This is a genomic window from Emticicia fluvialis, from assembly GCF_024793945.1.
Lineage (GTDB): Bacteria > Bacteroidota > Bacteroidia > Cytophagales > Spirosomataceae > Emticicia > Emticicia fluvialis.
This window is the reverse complement of sequence record NZ_JANUSD010000006.1, coordinates 1-18,703: the sequence shown is the minus strand read 5'-3', so window position 1 is coordinate 18,703 and position 18,703 is coordinate 1. Positions and strand designations below refer to the sequence as shown.

18 protein-coding genes and 1 CRISPR repeat array are annotated in these 18,703 nt (G+C 36.6%); of the genes, 4 read left to right on the top strand and 14 right to left on the bottom strand.

Features of this window, described 5'->3' with window-relative positions; translation table 11 throughout:
• Window positions 1–9 precede the first annotated feature (9 nt).
• Complete coding sequence (locus NZ848_RS08355; protein WP_259015114.1) at window positions 10–1,470, top strand: sulfatase family protein; 1,461 nt, start codon at window positions 10–12, stop codon at window positions 1,468–1,470.
• Window positions 1,471–1,846: 376 nt separating this feature from the next.
• On the opposite strand, the gene NZ848_RS08350 is transcribed toward NZ848_RS08355, so the two are convergent.
• The 11 genes from NZ848_RS08350 to NZ848_RS08300 form a co-directional block, all read right to left on the bottom strand.
• Window positions 1,847–3,373 carry a hypothetical protein gene (locus tag NZ848_RS08350; protein WP_259015113.1) on the bottom strand — a complete coding sequence of 509 codons (1,527 nt, stop codon included), beginning with the start codon at window positions 3,371–3,373 and terminating at the stop codon, window positions 1,847–1,849.
• 55 nt (window positions 3,374–3,428) lie between these two features.
• Window positions 3,429–5,006: a CRISPR direct-repeat array (repeat unit 36 nt; unit sequence GTCGTAATCCTATCTTGAAAAGGTCTTCATTTCTAC).
• Between the two features lie 96 nt (window positions 5,007–5,102).
• Window positions 5,103–5,528, bottom strand: a complete 426-nt coding sequence (gene cas2 / locus NZ848_RS08345; RefSeq protein ID WP_259015111.1) for a CRISPR-associated endonuclease Cas2 — start codon at window positions 5,526–5,528, stop codon at window positions 5,103–5,105.
• A 141-nt stretch (window positions 5,529–5,669) separates the two neighbouring features.
• A complete protein-coding gene (locus NZ848_RS08340) occupies window positions 5,670–6,503 on the bottom strand; it encodes a CRISPR-associated endonuclease Cas6 (protein ID WP_259015110.1) in 834 nt (277 codons plus the stop codon).
• A gap of 9 nt (window positions 6,504–6,512) precedes the next feature.
• Window positions 6,513–7,169: a hypothetical protein gene (locus tag NZ848_RS08335; protein WP_259015109.1), complete on the bottom strand. Its 657-nt coding sequence runs from the start codon at window positions 7,167–7,169 to the stop codon at window positions 6,513–6,515.
• An 18-nt stretch (window positions 7,170–7,187) separates the two neighbouring features.
• Window positions 7,188–7,478, bottom strand: coding sequence for a CRISPR-associated ring nuclease Crn3/Csx3 (crn3, locus tag NZ848_RS08330; protein ID WP_259015108.1), 291 nt, complete (start codon window positions 7,476–7,478; stop codon window positions 7,188–7,190).
• The gene (locus NZ848_RS08325; RefSeq protein ID WP_259015107.1) at window positions 7,475–9,514 is read right to left on the bottom strand and encodes a TIGR03986 family type III CRISPR-associated RAMP protein; all 2,040 of its coding nucleotides are present in this window, start codon (window positions 9,512–9,514) and stop codon (window positions 7,475–7,477) included. Before NZ848_RS08325 ends, crn3 begins: the two co-directional genes overlap by 4 nt.
• Before the next feature lie 2 nt (window positions 9,515–9,516).
• Complete coding sequence (locus NZ848_RS08320; protein WP_259015106.1) at window positions 9,517–9,918, bottom strand: TIGR04423 family type III CRISPR-associated protein; 402 nt, start codon at window positions 9,916–9,918, stop codon at window positions 9,517–9,519.
• Window positions 9,908–11,353 carry an RAMP superfamily CRISPR-associated protein gene (locus NZ848_RS08315; RefSeq protein ID WP_259015105.1) on the bottom strand — a complete coding sequence of 482 codons (1,446 nt, stop codon included), beginning with the start codon at window positions 11,351–11,353 and terminating at the stop codon, window positions 9,908–9,910. The genes NZ848_RS08320 and NZ848_RS08315 overlap by 11 nt, the downstream gene beginning before the upstream one ends.
• Entirely contained in the window at window positions 11,343–12,785 is a 1,443-nt protein-coding gene (locus NZ848_RS08310; RefSeq protein WP_259015104.1) for a hypothetical protein, read from the bottom strand. The genes NZ848_RS08315 and NZ848_RS08310 overlap by 11 nt, the downstream gene beginning before the upstream one ends.
• 1 nt (window position 12,786) lies before the next feature.
• Window positions 12,787–13,335, bottom strand: coding sequence for an RAMP superfamily CRISPR-associated protein (locus tag NZ848_RS08305; RefSeq protein WP_259015103.1), 549 nt, complete (start codon window positions 13,333–13,335; stop codon window positions 12,787–12,789).
• Window positions 13,336–13,338: 3 nt separating this feature from the next.
• On the bottom strand, window positions 13,339–14,847 hold the full coding sequence (locus NZ848_RS08300; RefSeq protein ID WP_259015102.1) for a Cas10/Cmr2 second palm domain-containing protein: 1,509 nt from the start codon (window positions 14,845–14,847) through the stop codon (window positions 13,339–13,341).
• A gap of 295 nt (window positions 14,848–15,142) precedes the next feature.
• On the opposite strand from NZ848_RS08300, the gene NZ848_RS08295 reads away from it, so the two are divergent.
• Together NZ848_RS08295 and NZ848_RS08290 are read left to right on the top strand one after the other, a co-directional pair.
• Window positions 15,143–15,982 (top strand): hypothetical protein, encoded by an 840-nt coding sequence (locus NZ848_RS08295; RefSeq protein WP_259015101.1) that lies wholly within the window; start codon window positions 15,143–15,145, stop codon window positions 15,980–15,982.
• Between the two features lie 208 nt (window positions 15,983–16,190).
• Window positions 16,191–16,772, top strand: a complete 582-nt coding sequence (locus tag NZ848_RS08290) for a hypothetical protein (protein WP_259015100.1) — start codon at window positions 16,191–16,193, stop codon at window positions 16,770–16,772.
• A gap of 42 nt (window positions 16,773–16,814) precedes the next feature.
• Here NZ848_RS08290 and NZ848_RS21565 read toward each other — a convergent pair whose 3' ends face one another.
• The 3 genes from NZ848_RS21565 to NZ848_RS08280 all read right to left on the bottom strand — a co-directional run bounded on the left by NZ848_RS21565 (window position 16,815) and on the right by NZ848_RS08280 (window position 18,137).
• Window positions 16,815–17,084, bottom strand: coding sequence for a hypothetical protein (locus NZ848_RS21565; RefSeq protein WP_390890870.1), 270 nt, complete (start codon window positions 17,082–17,084; stop codon window positions 16,815–16,817).
• A gap of 411 nt (window positions 17,085–17,495) precedes the next feature.
• Complete coding sequence (locus tag NZ848_RS21560; RefSeq protein WP_390890873.1) at window positions 17,496–17,747, bottom strand: IS3 family transposase; 252 nt, start codon at window positions 17,745–17,747, stop codon at window positions 17,496–17,498.
• Between the two features lie 117 nt (window positions 17,748–17,864).
• A complete protein-coding gene (locus NZ848_RS08280; protein ID WP_259015099.1) occupies window positions 17,865–18,137 on the bottom strand; it encodes a hypothetical protein in 273 nt (90 codons plus the stop codon).
• 200 nt (window positions 18,138–18,337) lie between these two features.
• On the opposite strand from NZ848_RS08280, the gene NZ848_RS08275 reads away from it, so the two are divergent.
• Window positions 18,338–18,646 carry a hypothetical protein gene (locus NZ848_RS08275; protein ID WP_259015098.1) on the top strand — a complete coding sequence of 103 codons (309 nt, stop codon included), beginning with the start codon at window positions 18,338–18,340 and terminating at the stop codon, window positions 18,644–18,646.
• Window positions 18,647–18,703 lie beyond the last annotated feature (57 nt).

Below are 18,703 nucleotides of genomic sequence, written 5' to 3'. Positions count from 1 at the left end.
ACTACGAACATGAGACTTAACCTGATTCTTTTACTGGCATTTACCTTTTTGCTGGGAGCCAGTTCATGGAAAAAACCGGCTGCTGTATCATCCCCTAACATTGTGCTGATTTTTATGGATGACATGGGCTATGGAGACTTGACCAGCACCGGAGCCTTAGGTTACCAGACTCCCAATCTGGATAAATTAGGAATGGAGGGTATCCGTTTTACCAATTTTCTGGCCGCGCAGGCGGTTTGCAGCGCGTCCAGGGCAGCATTGCTGACAGGCTGCTACCCAAACAGGGTAGGTATAGCCGGGGCTTTGGATCCTTCCCAGAAAATCGGGCTTCATACCGATGAAGTAACCATTGCCGAAATGCTCAAACAAAAGGGTTATGCCACTGGTATTTTCGGTAAATGGCATTTAGGGCATCATAAACAATTTTTGCCGTTGCAGCAGGGTTTTGATGAGTATCTGGGTATTCCGTATTCTAACGATATGTGGCCGGTTGATTATGACGGTAAACCTATAACTAATGAAAACGATTACAGAAAGCAAACCTACCCTGCTTTACCTTTAATAGAAAACAATGATACCAAGGAAACCATCAATGACCTGGCCGGTCAAGACAAACTGACTACCCTGTATACCGAAAGAGCAGTTGGCTTTATTAAGAAAAACCGCAACAAGCCTTTCTTTTTGTATTTGCCCCACTCTATGACCCACGTTCCGCTAGGGGTATCTGCCAGGTTTAAAGGTAAAAGCAAACAGGGTATGTATGGCGATGTGATGATGGAAATTGACTGGTCGATAGGGCAAATAATGAAAACCCTGAAAGAAAATGGTCTGGATAAAAACACTTTGGTGATATTTACGAGCGACAATGGCCCATGGATTAACTTTGGCAACCATGGAGGCTCTACAGGAGGATTGAGAGAAGGGAAAGGTACTGTTTTTGAAGGAGGGCAGCGCGTACCCTGCCTGATGCGCTGGAAAGGCACCATCCCTGAGGGTTTAATCTGTAACCAGCTTACTTCTACGCTAGACATTTTTCCTACGCTGGCAAGAATCTGTGGCACGAAGCTACCGGATCAGAAAATTGATGGTGTTGAGATTTTATCTTTAATGAAAGGTAACGTTACTGAAAGTCCCCGCAAATACTTCTATTATTATTATGCATTTAACGAGTTAAGAGCCGTACGACGAGACAATTGGAAACTGATGTTGCCACACCAATATGAACGTTCTTATGAGGGCGTTTTGCCGGGTAATAACGGCTTTGCAGGCAAGTATGGAATCATTTCGGTTCAGTTGGCATTATATGACCTGAGACGCGATGCAGGTGAGGAATACGATGTAAAATTGCAGCACCCCGAAATTGTGGCCGAGTTGCTAAAGGTCGCTGATGTGGCACGCGAAGATTTAGGCGATGCCTTGCAGAAAAAAGAAGGCAAAAATGTAAGGCCAGTTGGAGTTTTGAAAGAGTAGATAAAAAGCCGTGACGAGACTGTAAATTAAACCGCCCTATACTCGCATTATAAGTCCTTGCGCTAAGGCTAATTCTTTACATTTAGACTTACTTTCCTTTTCTTTATTTTGGTATTCAAATTTGTTGGCTTTTTAGGCTACACGGTTGCTGTTCAGGTGGTCAATATAATAAATAAAGGCCATCCAATTGATTATTTATCGGATGGCCTTCAGTTAAATACTCGGACTTAAATTTGTTAACTTATTTCAGGACGAGATATAAAATTCTTAAACAATTTTATCACAATAAAACCTGTCAACCTAATTCAGGACTTGACATATTATTAAGCCTGTATCGCTCTTTTAGGACTAGTCGTTTATAAAACTTAAAACATCTTTACTTACTTAATTTATCAAAAAGGCTTTCCAGTTTGTTTATTTGAAGCCCGCCGTTATCGACTTCTGCTAATTTATTATTTACACGATTAACCCGGAAGTCTTTACTGTTGACACTATCGGCAATAACCAGAAAATTCATATTTCTTTCCTTTAATTTAAAAGGTAAATCCGCAAGTTTTCCGGGGAAATTGGCTTCATTAAAGTCTTCCGGGTCATACGGAAATACAATATACATTTCTACTATTCTACTTGATGCTTTTTCAAGGTTAAATTGTCTTGCATCCATATCTTTTTGTGTAAAATCAAAGGTTTTGGCTTCAAGAGCAATGACTGTACCATGATTAGTAAGCAAAAGGACATCATACTCGGCAATTAAAGTATCGTTGCTGGCAACGCTTACATTAGAAAATGCTTCTATGATTTTATGATTGTTTGATTTTAAAAATTCATACACCCTTTTTTCAATTATACCTTCAAAATACCTTGCACCACTATTAAATCCCAGTGTTTTCAAAAGAGTATCATCAACCCTAATGCTTTTAGCATTTAATTGGGTATGTAATTCTTCATTTTTTATGTCAATTTCATTAACTTTATTTTGATAATTAATTGTTTTGGCGAAAAGAGAATTATGAAAATCATCTTTTGTTTTTATCATGAACGAGCGCAGATAATCAACAAATTTGTTCATTTTTTCGCCTTCAAAAAAATGTTGTTGCTTTATGTTTGTTCCAGCAAGCATGGCCTCATGTGCAGATTTAATTTCTTGCTTACTAACACTTTCCTTACTAAAGCGCTTGTATAATTCATTTTTAATGGAGTCTATAAAAAAAGCATACTTTTGTGGATCATTAAAAATATCTGCCAGGTCTTCTAAATCAATATCTTCTGTTAAATCAACAATTCTTGCTTTCGGTAATTCAAAAACATAATTCCTAAATTCTTTAAATCTAAAATAGTCAGGAAATGAATCAATAGTTTTTGGCTCTTTCTTGCTGTAAAATTGCCTTGCACTACTAATTTTCAAACCATAGGTTGCTATAATTTCGTAGGCATTCAAATCGACATCAATGATACTACTGCTGCTAATTTGTGTTCCGTTAAGGTTTTGTATAAAATCAATACTTGGTTTAGAATTAAATGGGTTAGTATAGCATATTTTATCAAGCCGCCCATTTCTTTGAATAAAGCATTGATACATGGCAAGGATGAAAGGCTTGAGCCCCCCGCCGATATTCCAGTAAATGGGATCTGCAGGCTTAATATTTTGCTCCAGATATTTATTTATTTTCATTACAATCCACTCCACCTGGGTGTCTTCACCTCCATTTCCATCACCGGCTTTCAGGGCAATTTTATCGGTCTTAATCTTTCTTTTTTTCAAAACCTCTATCATCCCAAACGACCAATGCTTCATTTCGGCTTTTGCTGATTCAATAATTACTACCGTATCAATTTCAGTGAGCTGAATAGCCGGTATAAGGTTAGTGGTATTTTGTTCAGTTGAAACACAAAGCATAATCATAGCAAAGAAATTTAAAGTAAAATACCATTTATGAAGTGATATAAAGTTACAGCAAAAAATAATCCTATCTTAAAAAGGTCTTCATTTCTACAAAGTATGAGTATGGTGCTGGATGGTTCGGTTTAAGTCGTAATCCTATCTTGAAAAGGTCTTTATTTCTACTTTATGCTGTCCTTAGCGAGCGTGTGATGGATCATGTCGTAATCCTATCTTGAAAAGGTCTTCATTTCTACCCATGAAATCGTCGGCATCTGCGATGAGCACAATGGTCGTAATCCTATCTTGAAAAGGTCTTCATTTCTACTAAACTAGACTCTGCTGCTAAGTCAATTGTTGTAGTGTCGTAATCCTATCTCAAAAAGGTCTTCATTTCTACTCCAACGGAAGTTATCTACTTTTGTTTTTGGAGTCGTAATCCTATCTCAAAAAGGTCTTCGTTTTTACCAACCGTTAGACGCTAATGTTGTTCTGCCTGATGTCGTAATCCTATCTCAAAAAGGTCTTCGTTTCTACTTCTATGAGAGTTGGTGCAAGTGTTGGATTTAATAAAGTCGTAATCCTATCTCAAAAAGGTCTTCATTTCTACAATCAGAAAAGGAGTGCCGGCAGCCGACGTATAGTCGTAATCCTATCTTGAAAAGGTCTTCATTTCTACAAAAATGGCACATCTAATTACTTCTGTAAACAATTTCGTAATCCTATCTCAAAAAGGTCTTCATTTCTACACGGGAATATCGAAAGGTATTTAGTTGACTTGTTGTCGTAATCCTATCTTGAAAAGGTCTTCATTTCTACAGATTAAACGATTACGAGGCAAAGGTTAATGTTATTGTCGTAATCCTATCTTGAAAAGGTCTTCATTTCTACACAAGTTTTAGAAACCTTTCAGACTAAAGAAAGTGTCGTAATCCTATCTTGAAAAGGTCTTCATTTCTACCAGAGGCAAAAAAATCTCGCTTGAAAAAGACGTAGTCGTAATCCTATCTTGAAAAGGTCTTCATTTCTACCAAAGATTTAGTACTGGGTAAGGCAGTAGGGTCGTAATCCTATCTTGAAAAGGTCTTCATTTCTACCAAAGATTTAGTACTGGGTAAGGCAGTAGGGTCGTAATCCTATCTTGAAAAGGTCTTCATTTCTACCCAGTTTTGGTCGTATTTGGGCAACGTCTTCTTTGAAGTCGTAATCCTATCTTGAAAAGGTCTTCATTTCTACATATTTAGAAATTCTTCAATATTTGACATTGTTAAGTCGTAATCCTATCTTGAAAAGGTCTTCATTTCTACAGAGGAAATAACTCTTCAGCTTCTGGCTTCAGATGTCGTAATCCTATCTTGAAAAGGTCTTCATTTCTACAGTACAGAAACTAACTCCAATTGATAGGTTTCAACGGTCGTAATCCTATCTTGAAAAGGTCTTCATTTCTACACTCAGTGCTTTGCAATGTTGTAGAGCATGAGACTGTCGTAATCCTATCTTGAAAAGGTCTTCATTTCTACAAACTGAACATCACACAGTTATTAAATGGACTGTCGTAATCCTATCTTGAAAAGGTCTTCATTTCTACAAAGTAATCGCTTCAACATTCCCAAGCATGATTGTCGTAATCCTATCTTGAAAAGGTCTTCATTTCTACCCTTAATGGGTTATAATACATTTATAGTCAACAAGATACTACTTATTTGGTTGTTTTTATAATTACGTAAATTATGCATTTGCCCTAAATTTGCAATTATAAAAAAAGTGTGAGCCTTTTCCCGAGAAGGTATTCCCAATCAGGAGGAACCTCTCCAAAATGACAGGCATTTTCAATGTTTTTCGGGCTGAGTGGTATCAATAAAAAATTACTCTTGGGCAGTTCTCCTAGTATTTTTTCCATGTCCACCAACAGTTTAATTTTTTGCGTATCAGTAAGAGGCCCTGCAAATACTGAATATTGAATTCGCTCAAGGCCGGCTCCAAGCAGTTTATCTGCCACTCTTGTTCTAATTCTGTGAAGATAATCATTGAGTAACCTGAGCACTTCTTTAAGTGCATCGTCAGGGTCTTCGATGTGCCTGAAACCTCCTGATTTCTTAGGTACATCAAATTCATCGTATGATGGTTCTACCGCCAGAAAATCAAGTATTCTTAATTCAACCCCAAGCAAACGAGACATTTTCTCAACAGTTCGGGCTCTCAACAGTCCGTTCTTCAGGGTTCTGAAATACTTAATATTTTCGGTATTTAAAGCCATAAGCACAATACAATTACCTAAAATAATCAATTGCCGGTAGGTAAAAGGGCAGTTAATCTGAGTTTAGCCGCTCTGCTGCCAGTTTTTTTGTTGTTTTTGTTTTTGGTAGTCTTTCAACCGTTGCGGGTCAATCAATTGATGGTGTTCAGTTGTGGTTTGCCAGCCAAAGCCCTTGCTCTTGCCTTTACCTATGCCCAGGTATTCGGGCAATTGAATATTGGCCTCATAAATTACATCAAAGGCCTCGTATCGTACATCGTGGTGGTCGTTGTTAGGGTACTTTATTTTACCCAGGGTGCGGTAATCCAACAGGCTTACCGACAATTGCCTGTCTGGTATTCTAAAGCCTATTTCACTGCAAAAATCTTTGATATGCCCTGCCACAATACTTTCTAAAAAGAGCACTCTGTCTGTCATTTTCATTTCAGATTTCCACTTTCCGTAATTATCGGTTTTTTGGTTCTCCTCTTTTCTGAAAACCGTATTAAGCGGCAGCCAATGATTGATTTTATATTTTTGCGGGGTTTGGGTCATCATAACCGATGTCTGATATTCTTCTACCTCAAAATGGTATAAACTTTTAGGTTTGCCTGTCTGATAAATCCGGTTGAGCAAATCAAGAATTATCTCAACGCCATCGGCAACACCGAACAATCCGGCAAGATGAAAGTTTCGCATATCGCCTCTATCGTTCTGCATTAGGGTTTTAATAGAACGATACTGTACGTACGGATAACCAAGCCGGGTTTGCTGGCTATTATCAATATGGTTATGAAACTCGGCCACCTGCCCATCTACAATTTTATTAATTTGTGTTTTAAAATCCTGTATCTGGTCAGGCCGAAGCTCGTACTCCAGGAATCTTACCAGAATGGAGGGGATTATTTGACTTGACATATATTATTGTTAAAGTTTCCTTCGGAAGTGTTCTGCCTTAACTTCCTCTAAGGTGGGCAGTACTTTCTGCGGCTTTAGAATTAACGTTTCATAACCAGCAATTTCACTGTCAAGGTCAAACCATATTTTATATTCATCCGGATTAAGCTCCGAAGCTCCCTTTGCTATGGGAATATACTTGCCACTTTCGTCAGATTTTAAATAAATTGTGAGCTCATAAAGCAAATAGGACTTCTTCTTATGTTGGTCTACCTTTATTTCTGGCCCTTTCTGGCTCAGATAAGGATAAAACGAAATCATTCCACTGTTCATTTGCTGCCCGATTTGCTGGCCCCAGTTACGTATATCAGAAGCACTTGAAAGATACACTTCAAAACATGACATCACGTAGTAATCCTTGAGTTTAAAATGAACCGTCAATTTCTTATCCAGGTTTTCTTCCCATTCATTTTTCAACAGAAAAACCCACAATAAAACAGGCATTACAAGTCCGAATATTGTAATTACAGGGTCAATTACGTCTGACCACCAGCCATCAGGAGAACATAAATTATTTCTCTTATTTATTATGGCTAGAATGATAACAAAAAACACAAATACTCCTATCCAGATTGATATTTTGGATGAGTATTTGTGTATAATAAAATGGTAAAATTCCTTACTCATAGCTGTATCATTTTATGATTATAATTGTATCAAATTCCCTATTTGAAATTCAGTTTCATGTGTTTCAATCACAACCCCTGCATTCAGGCGGGGTTCAAAAGTGGCAATAAAACGAGTCGGATGAAAATGATGAATCAGCACCCCATAAAGCCACACAGGCCCACGACCAGAAATGACGACCCCTTTATTATAGAAGTCCTTCAAATCTGGCAGTGTTATTTTCTTCAAATCTGCAGGTTGTATATTCTGAGCTAATTCAAACTCTAATAAATTCCAATTTTCTGAATGCGTAATCTTGTATTGTATCATGGTTTGGTTAGTTCATCATATAATGCTTTTGCCTGCTCTGGGCCAAGCCAGATAGAGATTGGTAATTGCCAGGGATTATCCAGGATTTTTTTATCTCTGAATGCTTTTTTTGTTTCTTTCTCATCAAAAACTCTTTTAATGCATTCATAAATTGCCTGTTTTATTCCAGCTGGCACCTCATCTTCAAAATCCGCTTTAATTTTGTTTCTCAATTCTCTGAAACTCAATATTCCCGATAAGTCATAATCCATACTTAACTCCTCTCTTTTCTTTTCTTTTTGCAGCTTTCTGGTAATTGAAATTGCATTTATATGCGAAGTACTATAATTGCTGATAGTCTCCTCATTGTTTTTTATGGTTACAAACTCCTCCAATTTAGGATAGCTCAGGTTTTCATTGGCAGAAGCCATCGCCAACAATTGTCTGACAGGCTCTGAAAACAGTTTATCCTCACCTATTAAATCTTCAAATGATTTCAGGTATTCAGAGGCATCGAATTTAAGGTCTTGATATTTCACTATTTTGACTTTCACTTTACCATAGCCGAAAGGCTTTGCTGCGCCCAAAGAATGTGAGTATTGATTGGTATCACCATGAAACGTAAGGCTTGAAATGAGAGCACCTATTTCGGCTTTTTTTAAATTATGAAATCGAATTTTACACGTAAATTCAGTTCCTTCTTTTAATGGAATAAAACTTGAAAAAACCGTAAAGTTCTTTCTTTGTTCTTCAGAATACCTAGCATCAAATAATCCTGTCGGAATCCCCTTTTGGGTTGGATACCTTTTGTATCCCCTTAGCGAACTTTCATTATTTTGATAGGTATAGTATTCGGTTTTACCGTCATGCGCTGTTTTAAATTGTTTTAGGTAGAATGGATAATAAGAGGCTTTAGGACTACCAAATATTTCTCTTCTCAATTCTAAGGGTACTGCATTTTCAGAAAAAGCATGAGAAATCATCACCCGGCCTTTTAATGACTCTTTATTTTTAGAGTATCCAAAAATGAGCTCTGCTAAATCGACACCTCCTTTATTATAACCGGCAATAGGTTTTATCTCATGTATACTATATTCAAATGGTAATTTATACATGAATGCCAATCCGAAATGTTTGAGTTTCCCTTGACTATCTTTAGAATAAAAAATGGGTATTCGTTGATTATTTTCTAATTTACTTTTCCAGAATTCCCAGTCGGTTGATATGTTCTTGCTGTCGTGGTCAAGATAGATAAACTTAAAATCCTTAATCTGTTTTTCACTCACATCAATCATAGTTGGATTTGGATTATCAAAGAAAACAAATTCATTTATTTTTCCGGAATGGCGTTTTCCATCTTCTTGACGTTTGCCAGACTGGCCAGTGAAAACCAAAGTGCCTTGAATACCAATTTCATCAAATTCAGCCGTTGGTTTATTAGAATTGCGCCTGTCAATTATAACCCTAAAGCTATAGTTAAGACTTTGGTTTTCAATTTTTTGATATTTGTATACGGCATTCTTACTTTTATCAGCTGGACTTTTATTAAGAAATTCGTTTCTAAAACCCATATTGAAGGGGGCTTTAGCGAGTTCAACATGGCTTATAAATGCCATACTTTCACACTCTTCAATTCGCCAATCGCCATTTGATAACTGATGCAGCCATCCAGCCTTAACCTCTTGGCTTTTATAAGACCGCATATAGAGACTATTTCTTGTTAAGTCTCTGAATGCATATCTGTCATCTGCTACCTGCTTCATCCGTGAAAAACTCATAATCTCCAATACATTACGAAGCATTCCTTTAATAGAGCTGCCGGGTATAAAATACTTCTTATTTTCTCCATCACCCACATGACAAAATTCATTTTCATCCTTGCCTTCCGCATGGCCATTCCTAATAAAAATCGGCGTTTCAGCGGTGATTTTCACGGTTATTTCTCCGCTTTCACCATCTTCAAATGGAACGTCATGACTCACTAATGCAGCCCATTCAGGCGTAAATACTTCTCCTTCTTCAGGTGCCGGAACAAAATTATAAGGTGACTTTACCATAATTATTTAGTGTTTTCAGATTCAAAACCGATAAATACCAACGCTTTCATTTTCAATACTTCCATATCTTCACAAAAAGGGTCTTTCTCAGGCTCCCATACTTGTTTAAACTTAAGTTTTTTGATACCTTCAATTTTATGGGCTAAATATTGATTAATATCCTCAGATAAGTCTTGGTCATTCATTTCATACTTATGGATTAGATACTTACCCGTGTGCCTGATATGTATGGATACCTTTTCTTTTTTAGCCCACAATAATCCTTCAATAATGAATGGGTTTTGCTGGTGTCCATTTGCATTAAATGGCTTATTCATGAATACCTCCGGTTTTTGTTTGTCTGACATCCACACATACCCTTCGTATTGGTAATCAGGGATATCTGTTAGTAAGTTAAGCTTCATAATTGAAAATTTCTGTTTTATCCTTTTTTAATAAACCGGTAAAAATACCGTGGCCTTTGGTAATCATGCTACCTAACGGCAAAAGCCCTTTGCAAATATCTTCAAGAGTTAACTCCAGAGCCTTTATAATATGGCTATCCTCAAAATCGGTTTTTTCCAAATAAATCTCAATTTTTAGTCTTGCCTCTTTATATGTAAATGCTGATACTTTTTCTGAAAATAAAGCACCTTCCAACGCTCCACCAGTAAAGCGGTCAATGGCGACGTGATTGAATATTTTGTCATTGATTACTTCTTCATCGAAATAGATGTCATTTATAATCACGAATCCTCTCTGGCCTTCTTTATCGTCCTTTTTAGTGCCAAACAAAGCTATTACCGCTTCATTGTCATCGCTGGTTTTTGCCTCAGCAGTTCCGGCCCATCTTTTATGAAGTTTGTTATAATGAAATGCTACTCTGTGGCTTATCGCCCCTTTAATTGAAGAAGCAGGTATCAGCGTTTTATTATTGAATGAAATTCCCCCATTCTCATGATACTCAACAGTTTCTTCCATAACCGGGCGGTTATTTACTTCTGCATCACCAGCCCCTTCACTGAAAATAAAAAAACTGTCAGGCTTTAATTCAAGAGTATAGCCTGATAAATTATCTGATTGTGTTGCTTTGAATTCTATAAGTCCATCGTTCTGCTTATTAAATGATGGGTCGAAGTTCAGGTAATCTTCGAAGTCTTTTTCGATTGTTAGGTTATAAATTCTGTGATCAACTCTTTCAATTTGCAAACTACCAAAGCCTTTTCTGGAACCCTGGCCCAATCTGAATGAAGGTTGATACAAGCGGTTAAGCATCTCTGTCCAGGTATCTTTATCGCATTCGTTACCAATCAGTTCTACTTCAAAAATAAAGCGGGTTCCGGCATAGACTACTTCATGGTTATATAACCCACGGGGGTCTGACACACCTTTATCTGTAATCCTGACATGTTGCCTTGCAGGCAGACTTTCAAATTTTGACAAGACCGACTCAATATCGCTTTTATCTAAGCCTTCGGCTACCTTGTCTTTTTCATAAAGCATATAAGCAGAGCTTATTTTAAACCTTGAACCATAGCCGGCAGGTATTTTATCTTCTTTTATGTCGGGGTAATTCTCCTTGAAATAAGCTTGATAAGCTTCTTTTTCTTTACCATGCAACTGATACCCCCATAGTTTGATAAGTTCTTCTTTTTCTTTATCAAATTTGTCCAGATCATACTGGTCAAAAAAAGAATGGCTTAATACGCCTGCTAAAGAGGTACCTTGAATCATCGGCAAGCCCAGATGGTCTTTCTGAACAATGGCATCCTTCAGCAAGGATGACTCGCCCGAGCCAACAAAAAGGCTTGTTTTAGCTTCCAGAATAATCCGTGCAATATATCTATGATTATACGTCATCTTCTTTATTTGGTTTTGATGCTTTTTTAGCCATTTCTTCAGCATACCTGGCAACGAATACAGTTCCCAAATGGCAATTAGCTTTAATTATTGCTTCAAGTTTCTCTCTGTTACGATCTTTATTCCAATGTTTTTTTGCAGAAACACCATTAGTTACAAAACCACTATCCTCACTAAAGAGCCAGTGGTATAACTTATTGGTCGAACTGCTTTTTGAGGCTTCTGCTCGGATTGCACCCCATTGACTGGGACTAACATTTTTTGGGTTATCATTACCAGTATTACCATAAACTGCGTCATGCACGGCTTTTGCGATTTCGTTTTCCGTTTTATTTTTTTCTTTTTGGGATTTGAGATATAGCCCAATTAGGGATTTAATCGGAACTTTTTCAGGCTTTTTATCTGCATTGTCCAACTCAGGCTCACTTAAGTTAAAATCCCATAATCCATCACTTTTGGCTTTTAAAAAAACTGGATTATACAACACCCTGCCAAGCCCCTCGTTAGTATATTCACCAACAACATTTTCAGAATTACTAATAGAACCACCCTCCACATAGAAAACTGAGCCTTTTAGAATACAATGTCTTTGGGTATTAGGCGTATTTCTTTTAAAATTCCATGGTGAGTAGGTATAGGTTCTAATCTGGGATTTTTTCCAGCAAATTTTACCTCCAGCTATTCCTAAATCATTGGTAGAGGGTTGATATGTGGGATGACCTGATTCATTAAAGAAACAGAGATTACTTTCTGCATATACTACATGGTAGCCTTCATTATGAATCTGGTTTACAGTCGATGCCTTATCAATGGGTTCAATGAAGACTTGCCCAAACTGTGCTGTTTTTGATTTACCGATTTGCTTTTGGCCTTTCAGAAAGGCTTCTACCTTTTCCTGCAAATCCTTCGACTCATACTTAATAGTAAACGTAAAAGTCTGCCCTTTTTCTAAAGAACTAACCCCAAACATCTGGCTGTCTAAAGAACCTCTGGTTTCTCTATCCTGAGCCGATTTTAAAGCAAAATTCTTTTTGACATCATTAAAAAGCACTCCGGTTTCAGTAAGGTATCCTTTGCGTTCCTGCTTTAACTGAATACCATCAGTTCTGAGTTTTTCGAAAATAGCCTCACTCATAGCATACGGAACACATATTTCACCTTTGCCTGACTTTTCTTTAAACAGCGCCAAAGGCATGGCATAACTTTTTAAATTTTGCTTATCGGAAATATGGGCATCTCCAAATAAAACTTTATCAGAATGCAAAACATCGTAAGCATCTGGGTTATGGTTGGTATAAATCCCATCAGCAACAATGCCTAAGAAGTTACTTCCCGGAATAAAATCCAGGGTTTCCATATTGCCCTCAGTAGCCAATTTTGAGTTCAAAACGATATCTGTCAATAATGTGCAGGTATATAATATTTCAATCATTTTATTCAGTTTTTAGAATCTCAGTAAATTTGCATCGCCCAAGGCCTCTGTTTCTGTTTACTCCCAAATGCCTTACCCATTTCAAACATTGCAGGAGCGTTTCTTTCATTGCCAGGTCTTTAATATTTGAAATAGTACCTGTTAGTTCTAGCGGAATACATACTTCCATTACCCGTAAGGCACCTTGCTTAGCTACTCCGCTTTTTTCAATGGCTGTTGAGGCTATATTTCGATACAGGAATTCACTGAGTTCATTAGTGGTGATTTCTGTTTTTTCTCCATTAACTAACTCAGCATTCGAAAAGCTAATTACGAAGCGACAATTGGAGTCTTTTCCACCAAAAATCTGTTCAATATCAATTTCCGGATTATTCACCGCCTTTAAATCTTCTAAAGTATCACGAAGAAGCCCTTTGATTGTCTTGCCGGATATATATGGCAGAGAGTCTTTATCTTTGAGAACGATAGCATCAGCCTCTGGCCCACCCGCAAGCCCGGAACCAATGTGCCAATCGCTCAGAAAATTAATTTTATAGTGAATTTCTAGCATACCTTATAAAAATGAGAATAGTTGTAGTACATCATAAATCATTGTTTTATTATTCACAATTGCCTTGTCTAATTCCATTTCCTTGTAGAAATTAGCATCAACCACCCCTATCCGTTTTAGCATAAAATCTGCAGTTGATTCAGCTTTATAGAGTTCTGAAATCCATTGCCTTAGCTTTGAAACACCTTTTGATTTATCATTTCTATGCTCATCTAATACTGCTAAAAGTTTTAATAAATCCTTAACTTCCGGGAATTCACTAGTTCTCATAAGAAAATAAGGGCCGTAGTCAAACCTAACATTGCCTGCAGTCAATGTCTTTTTTTCTATCTCTTCTATATCTTCAATAAAAGAAGAATGAACTTTATAAAATGAAATACTTGAAGGTGGCAACTTCTGATCTTTGATACTTTTCGAGGCTTTTTTTGCTTTTTTAGTAAGTTCTTCTGCCAGATGCAAGCCATAATGAATAGGGTATGAGTATTTTATGTAAGCTATACCTGCACATGCTGTTAGACCATTTCTAAATTCGGTTATCTCATAATCAGTACTCAGAAATGCCAGTCGCTTTTGTGTCTGATATTCAAACTCCTGTAAAAAGTTCACAGTGAAATCGAATGCTAAGTCTGCCCTAATGATGAGTGTGATGTCATCCCCTCCTAATAGAATCGGCCGAATCGGATATTTTTCTTCTTTAGATGCATTTAAGTTTAGATTTTTAAAGGCTGTTTTAGCAGCGATTTGGGTAGCCTCATCTAATTGTCTTGAAAATACTGCAAATGCTTTTTTTGCCACTTCAGTGTCTTTCTCTTTTAATTTACTACTCAATCGCTGTACCAGTTTACCCAATCCGTTTCCATCAGCGTGTATTACAGCAAGCCAGGGGCTTGAGGAATCCTTATTTATTTGATTAACATCAAAAGGAATCTTGTTAACTTCCAAGTCAGCGCCAAAAAATTTTTGGTATAAATTGGGGGAGGATTTTAAATTCAGTGAGTCAGATTGCTTTCTATACTTAGCAAATGCATCAATCTTTTTTTTGCTACTTGCATCATATACTTCGTTTTCAATATATTCTCTTCCTACCCCACCTGTTCTACGTGCTCTTTCTAACCCCATAAATCCTATCTCTACCGGACTTTGAGGGTTGTTCCTTTGAGCTTTTAGCCTTTCTTCCAGGGCGTTGATGGCATCTGAAAGTTTCCCGGTCTTTTCAAGCTTAAAAACGGCCTGGCTAATAGTGATTCCCGGAGCAAATTCAGCAATAGCTCTTGGGAATTTTCTGACTAACTGCTGGCATTTGTTTTCATCATTAAAAAGGTATTTAATGTTACCGGCTGCATTGATGATAATATTCTCATCGTTGGCATCAATACCTGCTTCTTTGAAGAATTCTGAGGTACATATTTGCTCCACTAATTCACTTGCTCCACCAATTTCTTTAAGTTTGTTGGTCTGGAATATAAAATCCTGTATGCCCTGTACACTGGCTCCATATAAGAAATAGCTCATTTACTTTTTTATATTAGTGTTGTTATTGGCGCATTATATGCGATTATACTTTACTGAGAATATTATAATCTTTTTTTGTATTCTTATTTTGGATCAGAATTCAACTCCGAAATCGAACCTTGGTAGATAAACGAATCTCAAATATCATTTCTATCAGAAATTAAACAATCTTAGAGAAGTATATTTAGCAGATATCTTTTTTGTCACTCTCCTAAAGTTAACCAGAACTTATTAAATGGAACAAGTATTTTTCTAAATTTTTATATTTTTGTACCTACCTTAGATACAAAAAACTATGCTCTCTCCGGTAACACAAAACCATCAGATTGAAAATGCTAAAAAGGCTATTACCCGAAAGAAATATCACGATCTGCCTGAAGCAGTAAGTATAGAAGAACAGCAGCAGGAAATAGAGTCAATGAAAGAAGTAGTACGGCATGAAAAGTTTTTTTTCGTTGTCTCTGCTAATGACAATCGACTTGAGCATATCAATGGACTTGAAAGATGGCTTGGATATAGTGAACAAGATTTTAGTCTTGAAAAATATTTAAGCATTATTCATCCTAGCTATTTAGAGTTTTTAACGCATTTAGCTCAAATAACTTTTCAAATTGTAAGCAATAAGGGTTTTAGGGTAGGTTTCAGGGAACAGAGATACGTGGTTGATATAGCTTTGAAACACGCAAAAGGTCATTATGTTTTATGCAAGCGGGCCTTAAGCCCTTGGCAATGGAGGTACGATAAAAACCGGCAGGAACTCACACATTACTTTAATGAATTTACAGTTACAAACCCATATCTTGAAGATATAAGTTCTGAGTTACTCCCTAGAATCTTAGATACCAAAGGAGACAAAATGTTTAACTTAGAGGATTTGCTTCGCAAAAATGCTTCTTTATATTTTGAGACAAATAAAATATTCTTTAGCGTTCAGGAAATAAGAATTATTCGCAAAATTGCCTATCATCCCGAGATGAAATCTTCTGATTTGGCAGCAGCTTTTAAAAACCAAATTGGCACAATCAATACGCTAAAAAAGAGGATTATCAAAAAAGGGAAACTACTCTTCAACGATCCTGAGATTGCAAGTGTTAAAAGCATCGCAATATTGATGAAAAAGAACTGTTTTGTATAATTTTATCCCCAAAAAAAACCTCTGAGCTGATCAGGAAACCATTCGCATTAAAGCAGTTGTGATAGTATTGAACAAACCATTAATTTTGAGTCAGTTTTTATGAAATAGGGCGTGATTTAACTCATGGTTTTACCATAAAATGCAATAAATAAAATAAATATTGGCTTAGACTCTCATTGAAAAAATTGGTAATCAATTTTTTTTTAAAATGAAGAGTAAATTAGCTGAAAACCAATTAGACGTTTTATTTTTTGCACAATCTTATGATAAAGCGTCAGGTAATACCACTACGAGTTTAGATTACCTCAATAATGCCAAAGTAAGATTGTTTTATAATGCTAAGGCAGAATTTCTGGGAGGTTATGCAGTATCAACGACCAATTGGAATCCTAGTTTAAGGTATTATGATTTTTTGACTGCTGACCAGCGTGAAAACCTTTTTAAACAGGGCTACAAAGAAGACGATTGTGCCGAAATTACTTTTATTTTTTTTGAAAAGTGTACCGGCCAAATTAAAAGATTACAGATTTTAATTCGTGCTTTGTTTGATGCCTGGGCAACGAAAAAAAAATATATACTTGGAGGAGGTGTAGTAACTGCTTTTAATAATCGAATGCAGAGGGTGCTAAATATACAATTGTATTGTAGTGATTTGCCTGTTTTTGGGAAAATAAAACTGTTTAAAATCCTTTGTACAAATAGAAAGTACCTTTTTCTCAGAATATTTACTGCCTTTTTAAGTGAAATACGAATTTTATTGACTCGAAAAATAATGTCCAGAGAAATTTGATCTGTAATAGATAAGACTTAAACTGAAAGAAGGGTACTAAAATTATCTGTCTGATAGCATATTAACAGCATTCCAGTTAAACTCTGGATTAGATGACTGAATTGGCACTTCAGTCATTTTTTTATTGTCTTCTAATGTTTTTATTTTAAAGACCTCGTCCAATAGTTTGTCTTTAGCTAACTGTAAACTATCTATAAAAGTTTGCATTGGTGTTTTACCAATGCAATATTTGCCTGTCTGAGTTCTCTGGGTATTGTAATGATTTAACCAGGAATCTAAGTCTTTTTGTAGCTCTGATAAAGAATGATACATTTTTTAGGAAAGGCTATCACATACAATTTATCCTGAATTGTATGTTGAAAACGCTCAGTTCCACTGCGGCACAAATACCGTTTGTTTGAGTACTTTTTGCTTTAGTTTTAGTATGGTCAATATCTTCTGTAGCTAAATATAATTGATATCGCTTCGATGACCCGGTCTTGTTGCTACCTATTGCCACAATATTCTGTCCCTTTATCTGACGGGGTCGCCCGTGCGATGAAAAATTAATTCACTTGTAATACTCCTGTTTTTATGAGCCATTTTCCATGCAGGTATCACAGTATCAATAGCTTTCATTGTTGAACTAAGTACCCACCCAATTACTCTCCCGGCGGCTAAATCCAATTTGATGGTGAGATATAACCAGCCTTGGGTCGTCTTAATGCAGGTGATGTCAGATACCTAAGCAGTGGCTATTTTGTCCACTTTGAATTGCCTGTTAAGCTTATTTCCCACAACCGGGTATTTGTACTCAGAATGTGTTGTGACACGGAATTTTCTTTTAACAATGCTACTTATTTTTGCTTTCTTCATCAGTCTGGCAACCATCGGACAGGGTACCATTATATCCAACTTAAGCAATTCATGAGTGATTCTGGGACTTTCGTAAGATTGTTTACTTTTACTTTGAATAACCCTGACTTTCTCTGTAATAGCATGGGTTTCAATGGCAGTATGCTATAATCCATTGCTCAGCCCAAAGTGTAACACTCCTGATTACCTAAAAAAACCTACACATTTTCTCAATGGAAAATAGCTTCCGATGGCTCTTTAGGAACCCGAATATTTGCCATCTATCCTGGAGAAAATGCTTACAGCCTTTTTTAGAATGTCGCGCTCCATTTGGGTTTCACGATCTTCCTTTTTCAAACGAGCTAACTCCTGCTCCTTTTGGCTCAATACAACTTTTCCATTACCCGAGAAACTACCGTTTTGTTTGGCAGACAATTCTCTGCGCCAGCGGTATAAAAGTACCGACGAAATATCCAATTCCTTTTCCAGTGAACCAAGGTCTGTGCGGCTATTGCTCAGTTCAACGCTCATCACTTTGATATCCTTGTCTAATACTCTTCTTTCTCCAGCCTTAAGTGTTAAGTTATAAAAGTTTCTCTTAACTCAGTGTGCACTTGAGGGTAGCAAGTCCAAACAATTGTTGAAATATAATAAAGGATATGGAAGCTAAGTAATAATACACCCGAGACTTATTATCCTCTAAACAGATTGAACCGGAAGATTTTAGAGAAATGAAGTCCGATTACAGCAGTAAGGTTGAAAAGTTGGAAGCTAAACTCAACGGACTTTCTGATAATAATATGAATATTAAAGACCTGCTTGATAAAGGGATTGACAATCTTTTAAAGTTGGATTATATCTATGAAACGGCAGATATTGACAAGAAACGGCAAGTTATTAGTTCGATGTTTCCCGAAAAATTGCATTTTGAAAATAATACACTTCGAACTGATAGAATAAATGAAGCTGTTAGTCTCCTGTTTTCCTCGGTTTTTCAAAAAGTGCTTGGATTTTTGCAGGAAATATTTTTAATTAACTGACTAGCAAGCATTTATGATTAGTTGTATTTTTTATTTGGGTGACCCAGCGTATCTTTA